Source organism: Intestinimonas sp. HCP28S3_D6, assembly GCF_052065695.1.
GTDB lineage: Bacteria > Bacillota > Clostridia > Oscillospirales > Oscillospiraceae > Intestinimonas.
The window spans coordinates 47094-64376 of record NZ_JBQHTM010000001.1 but is presented as its reverse complement, the minus strand read 5'-3'; the positions used below and the strand labels follow the sequence as shown (position 1 = coordinate 64376).

Annotated in this window: 16 protein-coding genes and 1 tRNA gene; 4 read left to right on the top strand and 13 right to left on the bottom strand. The window is 64.7% G+C overall.

Features of this window, described 5'->3' with window-relative positions:
• Positions 1-23: 23 nt before the first annotated feature.
• The 5 genes from yedF to yqeC all read right to left on the bottom strand — a co-directional run bounded on the left by yedF (position 24) and on the right by yqeC (position 3658).
• Positions 24-623, bottom strand: coding sequence for a sulfurtransferase-like selenium metabolism protein YedF (gene yedF / locus ACTNBK_RS00335; RefSeq protein ID WP_441142636.1), 600 nt, complete (start codon positions 621-623; stop codon positions 24-26).
• A gap of 209 nt (positions 624-832) precedes the next feature.
• Positions 833-1090, bottom strand: a complete 258-nt coding sequence (locus tag ACTNBK_RS00330) for a DUF3343 domain-containing protein (RefSeq protein ID WP_441142634.1) — start codon at positions 1088-1090, stop codon at positions 833-835.
• Positions 1087-2130 carry a selenide, water dikinase SelD gene (gene selD / locus ACTNBK_RS00325; protein ID WP_441142632.1) on the bottom strand — a complete coding sequence of 348 codons (1044 nt, stop codon included), beginning with the start codon at positions 2128-2130 and terminating at the stop codon, positions 1087-1089. Before selD ends, ACTNBK_RS00330 begins: the two co-directional genes overlap by 4 nt.
• Positions 2109-2927, bottom strand: coding sequence for a selenium-dependent molybdenum cofactor biosynthesis protein YqeB (gene yqeB / locus ACTNBK_RS00320; protein WP_441142631.1), 819 nt, complete (start codon positions 2925-2927; stop codon positions 2109-2111). The genes selD and yqeB overlap by 22 nt, the downstream gene beginning before the upstream one ends.
• Complete coding sequence (gene yqeC / locus ACTNBK_RS00315) at positions 2921-3658, bottom strand: selenium cofactor biosynthesis protein YqeC (protein WP_441142629.1); 738 nt, start codon at positions 3656-3658, stop codon at positions 2921-2923. The genes yqeB and yqeC overlap by 7 nt, the downstream gene beginning before the upstream one ends.
• A 250-nt stretch (positions 3659-3908) precedes the next feature.
• On the opposite strand from yqeC, the gene ACTNBK_RS00310 reads away from it, so the two are divergent.
• The 3 genes from ACTNBK_RS00310 (at position 3909) to ACTNBK_RS00300 (ending at position 5436) form a co-directional block, all read left to right on the top strand.
• Positions 3909-4271, top strand: coding sequence for a winged helix-turn-helix domain-containing protein (locus tag ACTNBK_RS00310; RefSeq protein WP_441142627.1), 363 nt, complete (start codon positions 3909-3911; stop codon positions 4269-4271).
• A 2-nt stretch (positions 4272-4273) separates the two neighbouring features.
• Complete coding sequence (locus ACTNBK_RS00305; protein WP_441142625.1) at positions 4274-5278, top strand: XdhC family protein; 1005 nt, start codon at positions 4274-4276, stop codon at positions 5276-5278.
• A 71-nt stretch (positions 5279-5349) separates the two neighbouring features.
• Positions 5350-5436: transfer RNA gene (locus ACTNBK_RS00300), tRNA-Leu, on the top strand.
• Between the two features lie 112 nt (positions 5437-5548).
• Here ACTNBK_RS00300 and ACTNBK_RS00295 read toward each other — a convergent pair.
• The 8 genes from ACTNBK_RS00295 to murI all read right to left on the bottom strand — a co-directional run bounded on the left by ACTNBK_RS00295 (position 5549) and on the right by murI (position 16492).
• Positions 5549-6874, bottom strand: a complete 1326-nt coding sequence (locus tag ACTNBK_RS00295; protein WP_441142623.1) for a branched-chain amino acid transport system II carrier protein — start codon at positions 6872-6874, stop codon at positions 5549-5551.
• A gap of 27 nt (positions 6875-6901) precedes the next feature.
• Positions 6902-8494: an amidohydrolase gene (locus ACTNBK_RS00290; RefSeq protein ID WP_441142621.1), complete on the bottom strand. Its 1593-nt coding sequence runs from the start codon at positions 8492-8494 to the stop codon at positions 6902-6904.
• A 204-nt stretch (positions 8495-8698) separates the two neighbouring features.
• A complete protein-coding gene (locus ACTNBK_RS00285) occupies positions 8699-10048 on the bottom strand; it encodes a sigma-54 interaction domain-containing protein (RefSeq protein ID WP_441142619.1) in 1350 nt (449 codons plus the stop codon).
• A gap of 38 nt (positions 10049-10086) precedes the next feature.
• The gene (locus ACTNBK_RS00280; protein ID WP_441142617.1) at positions 10087-11400 is read right to left on the bottom strand and encodes a homocysteine S-methyltransferase family protein; all 1314 of its coding nucleotides are present in this window, start codon (positions 11398-11400) and stop codon (positions 10087-10089) included.
• A gap of 86 nt (positions 11401-11486) precedes the next feature.
• Positions 11487-12965: a haloacid dehalogenase-like hydrolase gene (locus ACTNBK_RS00275; RefSeq protein WP_441142616.1), complete on the bottom strand. Its 1479-nt coding sequence runs from the start codon at positions 12963-12965 to the stop codon at positions 11487-11489.
• A gap of 302 nt (positions 12966-13267) precedes the next feature.
• Entirely contained in the window at positions 13268-15016 is a 1749-nt protein-coding gene (gene argS / locus ACTNBK_RS00270; protein WP_441142614.1) for an arginine--tRNA ligase, read from the bottom strand.
• A gap of 68 nt (positions 15017-15084) precedes the next feature.
• Positions 15085-15528: a DUF1934 domain-containing protein gene (locus tag ACTNBK_RS00265; RefSeq protein ID WP_441142612.1), complete on the bottom strand. Its 444-nt coding sequence runs from the start codon at positions 15526-15528 to the stop codon at positions 15085-15087.
• A 148-nt stretch (positions 15529-15676) separates the two neighbouring features.
• Positions 15677-16492: a glutamate racemase gene (murI, locus tag ACTNBK_RS00260; protein WP_441142610.1), complete on the bottom strand. Its 816-nt coding sequence runs from the start codon at positions 16490-16492 to the stop codon at positions 15677-15679.
• A gap of 258 nt (positions 16493-16750) precedes the next feature.
• Here murI and ACTNBK_RS00255 point away from each other — a divergent pair, with 258 nt between their 5' ends.
• On the top strand, positions 16751-17167 hold the full coding sequence (locus ACTNBK_RS00255) for a hypothetical protein (RefSeq protein WP_294515668.1): 417 nt from the start codon (positions 16751-16753) through the stop codon (positions 17165-17167).
• The last annotated feature ends 116 nt before the right edge of the window (positions 17168-17283 follow it).

The window sequence follows — 17283 nt, the reverse complement described above, 5'->3', positions numbered from 1 at the left end:
GGGAGAGGCGATTTTTTGTCTTTTTACACCGTGACTACATGGGGGGCGGTCAGGAGCCGTCCCGCGATGTCGTACATATTGCTGACGGTGCCCACCTTCAGCTGCTCTGTAAGGCCGAAGTAGTTGAGGCAGGTGCCGCACACCAGGATCTCGCAGCCCTTGTCCAAAAGGCTCTTCAGGCTCTCGATGACCTGAGGCTCCTCCCCGGAGGGCAGCTTCACGCCGCCGTTCATGAAGAGGAGGCAGGCTGGGGGCGTGTCGCTCTGGGCCAGGGTGTAGAGGAACATCTTCATCAGGTTCTCCCCCAGCTCCCGGCTGCCGTCGCCCACAAAGTCCTTGCCGATGAACACCGTGGCGCCGCCGGGGGCCGTGGGGCAGCAGGCCACCGGCTCGGGGGCGGGGGCCGCCTTCCGCTCGCCGGTAATGCGCACGGCAAAGCCGCCCACCCGGGGCGCGCTCACCGCCGTCATGCCCTGGCTCTCGGCCAGCCGGGTCAGGTTCTCCACGGCGATCTGGTTGTCCACCACCACCGTCACATCGTTCTCGCCGCCGTCAAGGGCCTGCTTGGCCAGGACCACCGGCATGGGGCAGGCCTTGCCCTTGGCGTCAATTTCCACTGCCATCGCTCTTCTCCACCTTTCCTGTATCATCGTTCCACAGGACGGGCACCCCGTCCTCCCAGCTTGTTGAAAGAGCCCAAAAGGGCTTTTTCAACAAGCTGCTGACTTTTTCGATTCCATCGAAAAAGTTCCTGACTACACGCGAAAGTGGGGGCTCACCGCCCTCCTTTCACACTTTTCCCCCGTGGCACATCTTGCGTGTCACCACTTTTTCAACAGCCAGAGAGGACGGGTACCCCGTCCTCCACTCTATAACGCCGGTATGCCCCCGGTGGCACCAGGCCGTCCTTCAAAGCTCCGTCCAGGGCCGGGCCGTCCCCGTCCTCGATCCGGAGCGAAATGCCGCAGGCGGCGGTGATCTGCCGCAGGGTGGGCATCACCGTCACCGGCATTCTGGTTTTCAAAGCCCGCTCCGCCGCGATGGCGGCGTGGGTGCTGTCAAAGGCCAGCAGTTGATAGGTCTCCCTCACGGCTTCACCACGATGGAGCAGTCCTCCCGCTTGGCCTCCACATAGCCCACCTGGGCGGCACAGGGGATGCGGTCCCTCAGGGCGGAGAGGAGCTCCTGGGCGTCCTTCTCAGCAACTGCGATGAGGAGACCGCCAGAGGTCTGGGGGTCGTAGAGGAGGTCCTGGATGGCCAGGGGCACCTCCCCCTCCACCTTGGTGGAGGACTCGGCGAAGTGGCGGTTGCGATACATGCCCTCGGGGAGGAGCCCCATCTCGGCCAGGGACCGCACCCCGGGCAGGAAGGGGATGTGCCCGCTCTCGATGACCACCGTGGCCCCGCCCCCCCGGGCCATCTCCAGACTGTGGCCCAGGAGGCCGAAGCCGGTGACGTCGGTGCAGCTGCCCACGTCGAAGTTCACCATGATGTCCCGGGCCGTCTTGTTGAGGGTGCGCATCTGCTCCACCGCCTGGCGGTAGAGCTCCGGGGCGGCCAGCCCCGCCTTGGCGGCGGTGGTGGTGACCCCGATGCCCAGGGCCTTGGTGAGGATCAGCACGTCCCCCGGCCGGGCCCGGTCGTTGCGGAGGATGCGCCCCGGGTGCACGAAGCCGGACACCGCCAGGCCGTACTTGGGCTCCTTATCCTGGATGGTGTGGCCGCCGGTGATGATGGTCCCCGCCTCGTAGGCCTTCTCATAGCCCCCCCGGAGGACGCCGTGGACGGCCTCCCGGTCCATCTGGGGGGAGACGCACATGACGTTGAGGGCCAGCTTGGGCTCGCCCCCCATGGCGTACACGTCGCTGATGGCGTTGGCCGCCGCGATCTGGCCGAAGAGGTAGGGGTCGTCCACGATGGGCGGGAAGAAGTCCACCGTCTGGACCAGGGCCAGGTCGTCGGAGAGCTGGTACACCGAGGCGTCGTCGCTGGTGTCGTAGCCCACCAGCAGCTTGGGGTCGGTGCGGGTGGGCAGGCCCTCCAGCAGCTGGGCCAGGACCCCTGCCCCCACCTTGGCGCCGCAGCCGGCGCACTCGGCCAGCTTGGTCAGTTGGATGTCCGATGCCATTGTATCTCTCCTCCCTTGCTCCATTGACACATGAGGGCCTCCAGGACCCCGCCGCCCACCGCCCGGGCCTTGTCCGAGACGGAGAAGCAGTGCTCCCGGCGGCATCTGGGGTCCACATCCCCCGCCTTCATACCGGCAAAGACCGGCGTGCCCTCCGGCAGCAGGCCCCGGACCACACCGGTGATCTGGGCCTGCATGGGGGCCTCCCCCACCCGGCCCACGGTCTGCCCCGCCTGCACCGTGTCGCCGATGGCGGCCAGGGGGACGAAGCTCCCCTCCGCCGGGGCCCGGAGGAGCCGCTCAATGGTATAGCCGCCGATGTCGCCGGGGACGCCGGTGTTGGGGGCCGGGGAGCGATCCCACAGCACCCTGCCCAGATCGTGGCCCCGCTGGGTCTCCACGGCGGCGTGGCAGTCCACCCCGGGGGTGAAGCCGGGACCCACCCCCACCACAGCGGGGGCGTCCGTGAGGGCGGTTCCCAGGTTTTTCTTGGCCAGGACGGCGTCCACCACCCCGTCGGGCTTCAGAGCGGGGACACAGGCCCCCTCCGGGTCCACCAGCACCGCCACCTTGCCCGTCCGGACGCAGTCCAGGGCCTCCTGGGGACTCTGAACCAGGAGGGCGGTGATTCCCTCCACCTCCGCCGTCCCCCGGTACACCGCCTGGGAGAAGGCCACGGTGCAGCGCACGGTGGTGGGCTGGGCGGTCTCGGTCATCACCACGGAGCACCCTGCCCGGAACAGCCGGCAGGCGATCCCCGTGGCCAGATCCCCCGCTCCCTTTACGACGATCAGCATACAAACACCTCTTTGACACATTCCTTCTCCCGGAGGGCAGCGGCCACCACCCGGGTACCCGGCAGATATGCCTGAATCTGCCGGGCGGTCTCCCGGGCCAGGGCCAGCTCCGCCGGCCCGTCGGCCTGGTTCAGGAGGACCCGGAACTTTCTCGGGTCCCCCACCCCCTTGAACTGCCCCGCCTCGTGGGTGAGGAGCCGGGCCAGCAGGGCCGGGGTAACAAGGGTCTCCTCTCCCACCCCCAGCAGGGCGCAGGCCAGGTGGGGCCGGTGGCAGACCTCCCCCAGGGGACGTCCCAGGGCGGACAGCCCCGCTACCGCCGCCACGGCGGCACAGCCGGGGATGAGACAGGGCTCGTGGCCCGCAGGGGCCTTCATGGGCAGCCGTTTGGACCCGTCGGCCTCGGCCACCCCGAAGCCGAAGAGGGCCAGACCCCGGTCCAGCACCTCCGTCGGCGGGGCGGTGAGCTTGCCCGTCTCCGGCTCAGGCCGGGCGGCGCAGGCGGTGAGGCCCGCCCTCCGGGCCACCTCCAGCGCCTCCAGGGTCCCCGCCAGGGGACCGGCAGCCCGGCCCTGCTCCACTCCGATGTGGGTGGTGGTGGCGGCCAGGGCGGGCAGGCCCCGCCCGGCCCGCTCCCCCACCAGCCGCAGCATGAGACTGCTCTTGCCCCCGCCGCCCACCAGGCAGGTCCAGCCCCCCGCCGGCAGCGCCAGGGCCTCCAGGAGCTCCATAGCCATCCCTCCGTTATGTTTTTCTCAGAATAATGCAAGGGGAACAAAACCAAAGACCGGGCAGCGGCGCCTTCCGGCCTTTGGTCCCCAGATGTGCAACGCATCTTTTTTCAAAAATCACCGGTTCCATTTTATACTTTATACGATACATTTCCATAAATCCTGTGCCGTTATCCTTAGAATAGCATATTGCATCCTGTAAGTCAAACCGGTATAATGCAGATAACAAAACACGAAAGGCGGCGATTCCATGGAAGAACTGGCACTGGAGGTCCGAATGTCCATCAGGCTCTTTTTCGGCGGTGAAAAATGCTTCGGACCTGGCCCCGCCGCCCTTCTGGAGGCCACCGACCGGCTGGGCTCCCTTCGGGCCGCGGCGGCGGAGGCCGACATGGCCTATTCCAAAGCCTGGACCAGCCTGCGGGCCTGTGAGCAGGCCCTGGGTTTCCCCCTGCTGGAACGGGAGGCCGGAGGACGGCGGGGAGGCGGCTCCCGGCTCACGCCCCTGGGGCGGGATCTCCTGGCAGGCTACCGGGAGCTGGAACGGCGGATGAACGAGGAGGGGGCCCGCCTCCTCCTGGAGCTGCTGCCTCAGCTGGCTATGGTGGAGTGAGCATGGAAGTGCTGCTGCGGGAGGCCGTCCATCGGCTGGCCCAGGGGCGGAGCCTGGCTCTGGCCGGGGTGGCGGAACGGACCGGCTCAGCGCCCCGGGGGCCGGGGGCGCTGATGCTGACAGAGCCGGGCGTCCCCACTCTGGGCACCGTGGGGGGCGGCCTGCTGGAGGCCCGTGCCCGGGAACTGGCCCTGGAGCGGTTGTCCCGGGGCGGCGGCGGGCTGGTCTCCTTCTCCCTGGAGCACGACGGCCTGATCTCCCGTGACCGCCAAAACGCCGACGTGACCCTGTGGCTCCAGGCCCTCCCCGCCGGGGACGGCGCCCTGCGCGCTGCCCTGGCGGAGGCGGCGGACCGCCTGGCCGCCGGAACGCCGGGCTGCCTGGTGTGGGAGACCTCCGGCCCTCCCCGGCTTCTGGACCGCCGGCCGGAGAGGGCGGGCGGCGCGGCGGGGCTGATCCCTGGCCCCCACGGCGAGCCCTCCTTCTGGCTGGATCTGCGCCGGCCCTGCCGGGTCTTGCTCTACGGCGCCGGCCACGTGGCGGTGGAAACCGCCGGACTGCTGGCCCGGATGGGCTTTGCCTGCACCGTGCTGGACGACCGGCCGGACTTTGCCCGGCAGGAGCGCTTTCCCGGCGCGGAGGAGGTCCGCTGCCGGAATCTGGAGCGTCTCTCCCCCTACGATCTGCCCGGCCCGGAGGACTGCGCCCTCCTTATGAGCCGGAGCCACGGCCTGGACCTCACTCTTCTCCGGGCCATTCTGCCGGCAGAGCCCGCCTTCCTTGGAGTCCTGGGCAGCCGGAAGAAGGGGGCCTTCCTCCGCTCCGCCCTGGCCGCCGAGGGGTTCTCCCCGACCGACCTGGACCGCATCGTCCTGCCGGTGGGCCTCCCCCTGGGAGGCGAGACCCCGGAAGAGATCGCCCTGAGCGTGGCCGCCCAGCTGGTCCAGCTCCGGGCCTCGGGAGCACTGTCTCCCACTTTGTCGAAAAAATCTGAAAAAAACTGTTGACATCTCCCCACGCCTATGGTAATATACTTCTTGCGTTGAGCAACACGAAAGCAAAAACCGCCAAACCACTTGCGCGAGTGGTGGAATTGGTAGACTCGCTGGCTTCAGGTGCCAGTGCTCGCAAGGGCGTGCGGGTTCGACTCCCGCCTCGCGCACCACATGACCGCAAAGCTTTGCTTTGCGGTCATGTTTTTTATTTTAAACACGAGAACGCCGCCGGCAGTGCCGGCGGCGTTCTTTTTACTTGTGTCGCACTACCCAGGGTAAGACTCAGGACTGTGCGGCCTCCTCCCCGACATCGGCGGGCTGATACTTGGGACGGCCCCGGCAGATCACCGCACCCACAATCATACCGATCAGCGTGGGGACCACCCAGGCAAAGCCCAGACCGGAGAAGGGGAAACAGGACATCAGGCCTTTCAGCCATCCGATGTTGGGGTTCACACTGAGCACCGCGTCACCTAAGCTCACCACCACCGCCATCAGCACGCCGCCCTTATAGGGGCCGTCGTTCGGGAGGAAGTTGTTGAGCAGGCCCAATGCGGTCATGACGATCAGGGCGGGATAGACCACCAGGAAGATGGGGGTGACGTAGTTTACCAGATTCTGCACACCGGTGATACCCATGAACACACCGATCAGGCAGGCGATGAGCATCAGTACCCGATAGGGCACCTTGTGCTTGAAGAAATCATAGAAAAAGCTGACGGCGGTGGTGCCGATGCCCACGGCGGTGGTCAGGCAGGCCAGGGCCACCGCACAGCCCAGGCAGGCCATGCCGGCGGTGCCCATGATCTGCCGGATGATGCCGGAGAGCAGAGCCGTCTGGGCAGTGTCCTGGGGATAGATGGAGCTGGCGCAGGCGCCGATATAGGTCAGGGTACCATAGACGGCGAAGAGCACCACGATGGAGACCAGACCGGCCAAAAAGCCGCCCCGTTTGCTGTCCTTTCCGCTGTAGCCACGACGGCGCAGATCCATCAGGATGACGCCGGCAAACATGATGCCCACTGTCAGGTCACCGGTGTTGTAGGCGGTAAGGATGGCGTCGCCGAAGGGGTTGGCGATCCCCGTGTCAATGGGCTCCCCCACAGGGCTGATCACACCCTTGATGAGCACGATGGCCAGCAGCACGACCAGGATGGGCGTCATGTATTTGCCCAGCTTGTCGATGACGGAATTGGAATCACAGGCGAAGAAGTACACCAGGACAAAGAACACGACGACCGTGATCCAGATAGGTACATTGCCGAACAGGGGCTGAATGGCCAGCTCATGGGTGGTAGCGGCACTCCTGGGTAGGGTGGAACCCATGGCGATGAAGGTGCAGCCGATCAGGTAGTAGGCGTTATAGCACCAGGGGGACACGTGGCCCATCAGGTCCTGGGCGTTCTCACCCACGTTGTTGACCGCCCACAGGGCCAGCACCGGCAGTACGATGCCGCCCAGCAGCAGGCCCAGCGCGCCCAGCCCCCACTGGGTACCGCTGAACAGGCCAATCTGCGGGGGGAAGATGAGGTTGCCCGCTCCGAACATGGTGGCGAACAGGGCCAGGCCCACAATGATGATGTCCTTGAAAAAGTTTTTCTTCTTCATGCTGTCTCCTCCTTCTGCCCTCTTACCTTATTTCTTCTCACCGCTGTAAACCGTCCGGCCATTGAGCACCGCCTCCAGCACCCGGACCTTGGGGAAGTCCCGGGGCTCCGTCTCAAAGAGGTCCCTGTCCAGCACCACCAGGTCGGCCAGCTTGCCCGGCTCCAGGGTGCCCCGAACATCCTCGTCCCGGCCGGCCCAGGCCGCGTCGGAGGTGAAGAGGCGGACGGCTTGCTCCACGCTCAGAGCCTGCTCGGGCAGGTAGGTCATGGTACCCGCCCGGTCCTCCCGGGTGATGGCCGCGCGCATGTTGTCCAGCACGTTGAAGGGCTCCACCGGGCAGTCGGAGCCACCGCTCACCCGCAGGCCCAGGTCCTCCATGGCCTTCCAGTTATAGCAGTCCTTTGCGTGCTCAGGGCCCACCCTCTGCTCGATGATGTGCATGTCGGCGTCGATGAAGATGGGCTGGATGTAGGCCTGGAGCCCCAACTCCTGCATCCGACGGAGGAGAGCCGGGGTGGTGGTCTGGGCGTGGACGATGCCGTGGCGGTGATCGGGCCAGGGGTTCTCCTTCTCCGCCCGCTCGATGGCGTCGCACACCTTTTTCAGGGCCAGGTCACCGATGGCGTGGACCGCCACGTCCATGTGACAGTCATGGGCGGCCTTGATCCAGGTGTAGAGCTCCTCCTCGGTATAGATGGGGATACCGTGGTTGTCCCGGTCATCCACATAGCCGTCGATCATCTCGGCGGACTTGGCCCCCAGGGAGCCGTCCTGGAGCAGCTTGCGGGGTCCCACCCGGAAAAGGCTGGTCCGGTCCGCCGGGTCCCCCCGCACGGCGAGGAAGCGGTCAAAATCAGTCTGGTCCACCAGGCTCTGCTCGTAGACCCGGACGGTGAGCCGCCCCTGGGCCTCCATGTCCCGGAACAGCTCTACCAGATGGACGGGGTCCATGCCGGCAATCACCTTCAGGTCGTCAGAGTGGACGCAGGTGATGCCGGCGGCGTTCAGGTCCCGCTGCCCGATCTCGATGAGCTCCCGGACGTAGTCGTCGTCCGCCTTGGGGAAGACCTCCATATAGAGCCGCATGGCGTCCTCCCGCAGCAGGCCGTGAATGAAATCCACATGGCTCATGGTCTCCGGGTCCACCCCCCGGAGGGCACGGATGCGCTCCAGCATCACACTGTTGCAGGCTGCGATGTGGGCGCAGGCGCGCAGCATACACACCGGAATCTCGGTGGAGATGCGGTCCATGTCCTCCCGCTGGGGCATCCGACCCTCCGCCAGGGTCTCCTGGTTCCAGCCCATTCCCAGCAGATAGTCGGGATGGTTCTTCTCGATCCTCTCCCGGCACCGCTCCACAATGGTCTCGATGGAGTCCACCCCGAAGAGGGCCACGTTCTTTTGGAACATGGCGTAGTAGAGCATGTGCATGTGGGTATCGTTGAAGGCGGGCAGCACCATGGCTCCCTCCAGATCCCGCTTCTCATCCCAATCCATGGTCAGTGCCTGGGTGCTATTCCCCAGATAGACGATCCGATCTTCATCGGTGCCCACCGCTTCCCAGCGGCTCATCCGGCTGTCCATGGAGACCACCCGTCCGTTGTACCAAAGTCGTTTCAAATCCCTCGCCCTTTCCGCCCTTCGGCAAGTTTTACAGCTTATATAGGAGCAAGCCCGGTGCCAAATCGTGTATTTTTACAACAAAAGGCCGTCAAGGCCCTCTCATCACCGGGTTTTGCCTGTTTGGCACCCTCGACGAGTGGGACCTTGACGGCCCGTTTCATCCGATATACCCCGCAAAATTTTTTGCAGGTGCAAAATTTTTTACAGGTCAAATTTTTGCAGCTTGTACTTCAGGTTCTGGCGGGAGATCCCCAGCAGACGGGCCGCCCCCGAGATGGAACCCATCTGGCTCATGGCCTGTCGGAGCAGCTCCCGCTCATAGCGCTCCAGCGCCTGAGTCAGAGAGAAGCCCTCTGGCAGCTCCTGGCCGGGCACGGTGGCAGGGGCCGGCGTCTCCTCCAGGGTCCACGCCCCTAGGCTACCGGCCACATCCTCCTCGGTGAGCACATCCCCCTTGGCCACGGCGAAGGCACTCTCCACAGTGTTTCGCAGCTCCCGGATATTGCCCGGCCAGCTGTAACGCAGAAACCGCTCGGCCACGCCGTCGGTGACCCCCCGGATGTTCCGGCGCATGGAGCGGTTATACTGCTCGATGAAGTAGTTGGTCAGAAGCGGAATGTCCTCCGGCCTCTCCCGCAGAGGGGGCAGGGTGAGCCGCACCACCCCCAGGCGGTAGTACAGATCCTCCCGCAGCTTTCCCTTTTTGACCAGCTGAAGAGGCGGCTCGTTGACTGCCGCCACGATCCGCACGTCGAAGGGGATCTCCTGGCTGCCGCCCAGCCGCCGCACCCGCTTCTCCTCCAGGACTTTGAGCAGCTTGGCCTGGAGCCCCGGATGCATGGAGTTGATCTCATCCAGGAAGAGGGTACCGCCGTCCGCCTCCTCAAAGAGGCCCTTGCGGGTCACCGCCCCCGTATAGCTGCCCCGCTCGGTGCCGAAGAACAGCCCCTCCAGCAGATTGGCGGGGATGGCGGCGCAGTTCTGGGAGACAAAGGGGCCGTTGCCCCGCTTTCCCTCGCTGTGGAGGGACTCGGCCACCAGCTCCTTGCCGGTGCCGGTCTCGCCGTAGATGAGTACCGGGGAATCCAGCAGAGCCACGTTCCGCACCCGGTGCTTTAGGGTCTCCATGGCCGGGGACCGGGCCACGATGCGGTCCAGCGTGGAGAGGCCGTTCCGCCGCCCGCCCCGGACGATACGCTGGCCCACCACATAGAACTTGGCACAGTCCACCGCTCCAACCACCGCTCCGCCGTCAAAGATGGGGAGCGTAGTGGCGTCCAGCACCACCCGCTCCCCCCGGCTGTTCACGATCTCCTGGCGCTGGTCATAGATGGCCTGGCCGGTCCGCAGGACCCGCAGGATGGTGCTGCTCTCCTCGTCCAGCTCCGGGTAAAGCTCCAGGATGTGGCGCCCCACGGTCTCGTCGGCCTTCCAGTAGTAGTTCATGGCAATGCGGTGGTACCGAATAATACCCGCCCGATCGGCGATGAGGACGCCGTCGGTGTCCTCACAGGCCTGGACGATGGCGCTGATCTGCTCCAGGTGATCCATTTACACACCCTCCTCCTCCCCGCCCGGCGGGGCTTCGGTCACAGCAAGATAAGGCCGTACTCCCGGCTCAGCCGCTCCAGCACTTCGGGCTCCAGGTCAGCGGTGCCGTCGTAGAAGGCCCGACCCTGGTAGACCCGAAGGGCCGCCTCCATAAGCTCCGGCACGTCGGACCAAAGGCAAAGGGCGTCCTTGATGGCGTACTGCTCCTCGGCAAAGATGGACACGTCGTCCTCCTCCAGAATGGCGATGCGCAGGGCGCCCACCGGACGCACCTCCTCGGCCTCCAGTATCTCCTCCATCAGGCCGGGCCCACACTCGATGGTCTCCCCCACGTCCACATCGGGGGTAATGAAGCGGGCCTCCTTCTCGCTGGCGCAGGGGATGACGTCGGGGTCCTTCACCACCGGGGGGAAGGCGGCAAAGTCGATGCCGTCCATGGCCCTGTGGATGGCCGCGATGTGGCCGGGGTGAGTGCCGCAGCAGCCGCCGAAGATCCGCACCCCCGCCGCCGCCCAGCTGGGCACACGCTGGGCGAATTCCTCCACATTGTCCGGGTAGATGAACTGCCCGTCCGGACCCTCTGTCGGTTCCCCGGCGCAGGGCTCGGCGATGAGGGGCATATCCGTATAGAGATGGAGCCGGGTGAGCTGCTCCTCGGCCACCGCCGGGTCCACGCAGTTGAGGCCGAAGGCGGTCACCCCCATGCCCTGCATGACGATGGCGCAGGCCAGCACGTCGGTGCCGGTGGGGGTGCGCCCCTCGTCGTCGCAGTAGCAGGTCACCAGGATGGGCCTGTCCCCGCCGCCGGCCTTCCGGATGCCCAGCACCGCCGCTCGGGCCTCCGCCATGGCCATGACGCTCTCCACCAGGAAGAGGTCCACCCCCGCCGACAGCAGCACCGCCGCCTGCCGGGCGTACAGGTCCACCAGCTCCTCAAAGGGGGTCTCCCCATAGGGCGGGATGGCCTTGCCCGTGGGGCCCAGGTCGCCGGCCACCAGGGCCTTCCCCTCCGCTGCCTGACGGGTGAGGGCCACCAGGCGGCGGTTATACTCCTCCATCTGACCGGCCAGCCCGAAGGCCTCCAGGGTGCCCTCATTGCAGCCCAGGGTGGGGGCGACCAGCACCGTGGCGCCGGCGTGTACATAGGCCCGCTGGAGCTCCAGCAGGGCCTCCGGGTGCTCCAGGGCCCACTGCTCCGTGCAGGCCCCCACGGGCATGCCCCGCTTTTGCAGCTCGGTGCCGGTGGCGCCGTCCATCAGGAAGGGCAGGGACAAGGGTATGGGCTCCATAAATTGCAGTTCCTCCTCAGTATTGGCCGCCGGAGCGGCCTTGGTTGGCTCACAGTATACCATAACCGCTCCTTAAAAACAAGCGCCCCGGCCGTTGGCCGGGGCGCTTGCGTTCCTGTCTTTCCTTTTTCAGGGGCCGGTCCGGCGCCTTACTGGGCGGGACGGACCAGGACCTCCTCGGTGGTGCCCAGGAGGATGGACTTCTCGCTGGGACGGAGCTCACCGGTGTTCTCGTTGCGGCCCTGGAGCACGAAGCGGGCATCAGCGCTGCCGATGCTCTGGGCGGCCTCGTTGGAGCCCTCCCAGATGGGATCGCTGCTGGGCTTGCGGTAACGGTTGAAGATGACGCCCAGGACGGTGTCGCCCTTCTCCATCCAATCGGTCATCATGTTCCAGTCGCCGGCGCTGTCGCCGAAGACCATCAGGGGACCAACGCCGTCATACTTGGGGGCGATGAAGTTGGTGATGATGGTACTCTTGCCGGCAGCCTGGGTCTGGGCATACTTGCCCTCGCCGCCCCAGTTGTAGTCATACTCGTTGGTATACTTTCCGTCCACCAGCACGTTGCGCATGGCAAAGACGTGATCCTCGGGGACGTTGTAGCCCATGGTCTCATTGGCGGCGCGGATGACATCGATGAAGGAGGCGGAGACGATGTACACGTCGATGTCGTTGGCCATCAGGGTGGCGTACAGATCCTTCAGCTCATCGGTGAATGTCAGGCCGGTGGTGAAGCTGATGGACACCACGCCGGCCTCACCGGGCAGCTCCACGGGGGAGGTCCAGGTCTCGGTGGCGTAGCGGCCGTAGTCGGCCCAGTACTTGTGGGAGGCGGCGGCCAGGTCATAGACCTCGTCGGGGGTCATGCCGGTGAAGAGGTAGGTAACCCAGGGATAGGACACGGAGGCGTCAAAGGTGTCGCCCACGGAGGTATACATGTAACGCAGCTTGGCGGCGAAATCCTGATACTGGTTGGTGGCGTGGATGTAGTTCAGGTCATACTTGCCGCCGGTGCCGAAGCCCTCGTAATTCTCATAGAGCCACTTGTAGTCGCTGGTGATGTCGGCCACCAACTGGGCCACAGTAACATCCTTGTCGTCCACGGTCTTGCCCACGGGGGTGTTCAGGTCGGGGATCTGGGTCTCCAGCACGCCCTCCAGGTCGGCGGGGGCAATCTTGAAGGCCAGGTTCTCGATCTGGTAGATGAGCAGGGCCTCTTCCACGTCAAAGATCACGGAGGTGTTGTCGAAATCGAAGACCACATAGCGGCCCTTGCCGGCATTCTCGTCGATAACGGACTGGATGCGGGCACGGGTGGCGGGCGCCCAGTTGCCGGTGATGAGCTGAGTGGGATCGGGCTTATAGTGGGCGGTGGTATCGATGGCAGCGGTATCGGTGGCAGCGTCCCAGGTAAGACCGAAGTCCAGATTGGACGCGAAGTCACGGAGCTTGAAGTAGTTGCTGCCGTTGTCGATGTTATACGCCTCCACGGACGCAGCCTGTCCGTCCACGGTCACCTTGGTGGTGGCAGGTGCGACGGAGACGGCGGCCAGCGCGGTGGACATACCCAGCCCCAGCGCGAACACCAGGCCCAGGGCAAGCAATTTGCTGCTCTTGCGGTTTTTCATATATTTCCTTCCTCCTGTTACTCAAAAAAATAGTCTCATTTGAGTCCGGCGCCCTCAGACGCCTGCGGGGGCTTTTTTGATCCCGGCATTCCTCCTTCCTGGTAAAGGCAATTCGATGATAACATGAGCACGTTTTTATTTGCAACGCCCCCGTTTCTTTTCTCCGAACACTCTAGTTTTTCGCCTACGAAATTGTGCACTTTTTACAATATCATCTCTGTTATTTCCGACATTTTATGGCGAGCATGCTCAAAAAGGGGCTCCGGACAAGTCCGGAGCCCCTTTGGCGTGCTCATATCGCATTACATTTTCTCAGGTGCCGACACGCCCAGCAGCTTGAGACCATCGGCAATGACGGCCCGGGTGGTATCTGCCAGCTTCAGCCGGGCGTCCCGGAGGGCGGCGTTATCCACCATGCACCGGCAGGTGTTGTAGAACCGGTGGAAGCTGCCCGCCAGCTCCACCAGGTACCGGTTAATCCGGGAGGGATCATAGTCCCGTGCAGCCAGACGGATCTCCTCGGGCAGCTCGGAGAGGGCCTTCAGCAGGGCCTTCTCCTCGGGCTCGGTGAGGAGGGTGGCGTCCACAGCGGCGGCGGCGGGGACAGCGATCCCCTCCTCGGCCATCTTTCGCACCATGGAGCAGATGCGGGCGTGGGCGTACTGGACGTAGTAGACCGGGTTGTCCGAGTCCTCCCGGACGGCCAGATCCAGGTCGAAGTCCAGGGGGGAGGTGGAGGACCGGGAGTTGAAGAAGTACCGGGCGGCGTCCACGCTGATCTCGTCCAGCAGGTCGTGGAGGGCGATGGCCTTGCCGGAGCGCTTGGACATGCGGACGGGCTGGCCGTCCTGGAGCAGGTTGACCAGCTGCATGAGCACCACCACCAGCCGGTGGGAGCCGTCCAGACCCAGGCCGTCCAGGGCAGCCTGGAGCCGGGCCACGTGGCCGTGGTGGTCGGCGCCCCAGATGTTGATGGCCTTCTGGAAGCCCCGCTTCTCCAGCTTGTTGCGGTGGTAGGCGATGTCGGCGGCGAAGTAGGTGTAGAAGCCGTTGGCCCGGCGGAGCACGTCGTCCTTCAGATCCAGCTTGTCCACCTGCTCCCGGGTCTTGCCCTCGGCCATATACTTCTGCTTGAGCAGCTCGGTGGTGTTGAGCCACAGGGCGCCGTCCTTCTCGTAGGTCCAGCCCTTCTCGGTGAGCATGCCCACCGTCTCGGCCACATAGCCGCTGTTGTGGAGGTCGGACTCCAGGAACCACTGGTCGTACTCGATCTTATAGCGGAGCAGGTCGCTCTTCATCTTGGGGATGTTCACAGACAGGCCGAACTGGGCCATGGCCTCCTGGCGCTGGGCCTCGGGCTTGTCCAGCCAGCCCTCGCCCTCCTTGTCCCGGAAGGCCTGGGCCAGCTCCTTGATGTCATCGCCGTGGTAGCCGTCCTCGGGGAAGGGGAAGTTCTCCTCCCCCAGGATGAGCTGGTGGTAGCGGGCGTCGATGGAGACGGCGAACTTGTGGATCTGGTTGCCGGCGTCGTTGACGTAGAACTCCTTCCACACGTCATAACCGGCCAGGGAGAGGACGTTGGCCAGGGTGTCGCCCAGCACGCCGCCCCGGGCGTTGCCCATGTGCATGGGACCTGTGGGGTTGGCGGAGACGAACTCCACCATGACCTTCTCGCCGTGGCCGATGTCGCTCTGGCCGTAGCGCTCCCCCTCGGCCTCCACGTCGGCCATGATCTGGCCGTACCATTTGGGGCCCAGGGTGAAGTTCAGAAAGCCGGGGCCGGCGATCTCCACCTTTTGGAAGAAGCTGCCCTCCAGGGCCAGGTTGTCGCAGATGATCTGGGCGATGGCCCGGGGCGCCATGCGCATGGCCTTGGCCCCCGCCATGGCGAAGGAGGAGGCGTAGTCGCCGTGGGAGACGTCCTTGGGGATCTCCACGGAGCCCTTGACCTCCAGCCCGCCGGGGAGCTGCCCCGCCTGAGCCGCCTTTTCGTAAGCCTGCTGGGTAAGGGCCGCCACCTGATCCTTGGCGGCCTGGATGAGATTCGCCATATTCTTCCTTCACCTTCACCTTTCTCTTTATCAATCGGGGCAAGCGCCGTGCCCATCGAGATCGACCTTCACTGGGCCAGGATAGGTTCCTTCTCTCTCACGTCGATATGGAACATATTCTCACCGGCTACGGCATGGTCAATTTCGATGGCGTAGTCGATCTCGATCTCGCCGCCCCGCTCGTTCAGGGCAGCGTGCATCTTCTTGGTGTTGATGCCCACGGACAAGGCACCGTAGGGGGTCTCGTACATGGAGAAGTGCCGCCGTCCGGGCTGAAAGACCATCTGGGAGTTGACCTCCCCCACCCGCATCAGGGTGATGCAGTCGGGCTCCACCTGGAAGGTGGTGAGGGTGCCCTCCAGCCCGGTGAGCTGGCTCTCCTGATAGGTCAGAGTATAACCGGCGTCGCCGCAGTCCAGGAGCTTGCCCTCGGTGACCAGCTCGATGACCTCCGGCTGCTCCCCGTCGGTGCTCTGGACCCCTTTGATGGAAATGATCACGCTTTTATCCATTGGGAAATTACCTCGGTATCTACGCAGAATTCGACCCCGCGGTACCGCCGCGGGGGACGGCGGCTATTATATAATAAGTGTATCCCGATGTAAAGAGGCTCCTTCCACAATTTTGCACTTCCAGCGGGTTTTACCCCCCTTTTTCCGGTCAATACTTCCAGATATCCACCTGGGTCACCGACTCCTCCACGTCCCGCCGCAGAAAGACCGAGGCCAGGCGGGAGAAGTCCTCCGCGCTGTCACTGACGTAGTAGCGGCTCTCCCCGGTCCGGCCGGGGCGGCTCAGGGCGTCCATATCGGTCAGGTGCCGGGCCACGGCGTCGGCGCAGGTCCGGCCCACGTCGATGAGCGTCACCTCCGGCCCCATATAGTCGCCGATGATCTCGGTGAGCAAGGGGTAGTGGGTACAGCCCAGCACCAGGGTATCCACCCCCGCCGTCCGGAAGGGCTCCAGGTACTCCCCCACCACCGTCTCGGCCACGATGTCCCCCCGCCGGAACCGGCCGTTCTCCACCAGGGGCACAAAGAGGGGACAGGCCGCCGCCATGACCCGGATCTGGGGGGCACCCTGGGCAATGCGCCGCTCGTAGGCGCCGCTGCGGATGGTGGCCTGGGTACCGATGAGCCCCACCTTGCCGTTCCGGGTGGCCTGAGCCGCCGCCCGGGCGGCGGGCTCCACCACGCCCCACACCGGGATGTCGTTCTCCGCCGTGAGCACGTCCAGCGCCGTGGTGGACACGGTGCCGCAGGCGATGACGATGGCCTTCAGGTCAAAGGTCCGCAGAAAGGCCACGTCCTGCCGTGCGTAGCGGATGATGGTGTCCTTGGAGCGGCCGCCGTAGGGCACCCGCCCGGTGTCACCGAAATAGATGATGTCCTCCCCCGGCAGCAGGTGCTGGAGCTCCCGCACCGCCGTCAGACCGCCCAGACCAGAATCAAAGACGCCAATGGGCCGATTATCCACAAAAAGACCTCCCGCCGCAGCAAACATTCCCCGCCGTTCTCCGGCGGTCCAGTAGAAACTATCATATGCGAAACCCCGGGGAAAAACAAGTGTGATTTTCCACGGCCCTTCCCGGGAGTACCCTTTGACAAGTGGAGAAAATATACTATAATGTTATCTGCCGGAGGACACTCCGGCCCCATGACCCCGCCGGACCTTGTCCGGCCCGGTCCATCCGTCACAGAGCCTGTACGCTGCCTGTAAAGGAGGGTCTCAACCATGAAGCTGGAATTGACACGAAAACAATACCGGCGGCTGCTGGATATGGTGTATATCGGGAACTGGATCCTCAACTCCACCCGCGGCGACGACCGAATCCCGGACTATGACGAGGTGGAGAGCCTTCTCTTCTCAAAGGCCAAGGAGGAGGGCATGCCCATCCTGGCTGAGGTCTACAACGGAGAGGTCATCCCATCCCGGGCCTTTGCCGAGGGCGGCATCCATGAGGCCATCATGGACTACGAGGACAACGTCTTCTTCGACATTCTGGCCGAGGACCTGGCCCGCCGGGATATGGACGACGTGCCCATCGACGACAGCAACTACGAGGAGCTGGCCTCCCGCATCGACGCCTATATCGCCGAGTTCGAGGAGCACGGCACCGACAACATCACCGTGGACAGCGACATCATGTGAGGACAAAAACCGGTCCGCTCCCGCCCTATTCGGGCGGAGCGGACCTTTTTTCCTTTTTCGCCGAAAATCGTCAAAATAGTTGCGTCTGCAATTATTTGCATGCTATACTGAGCACG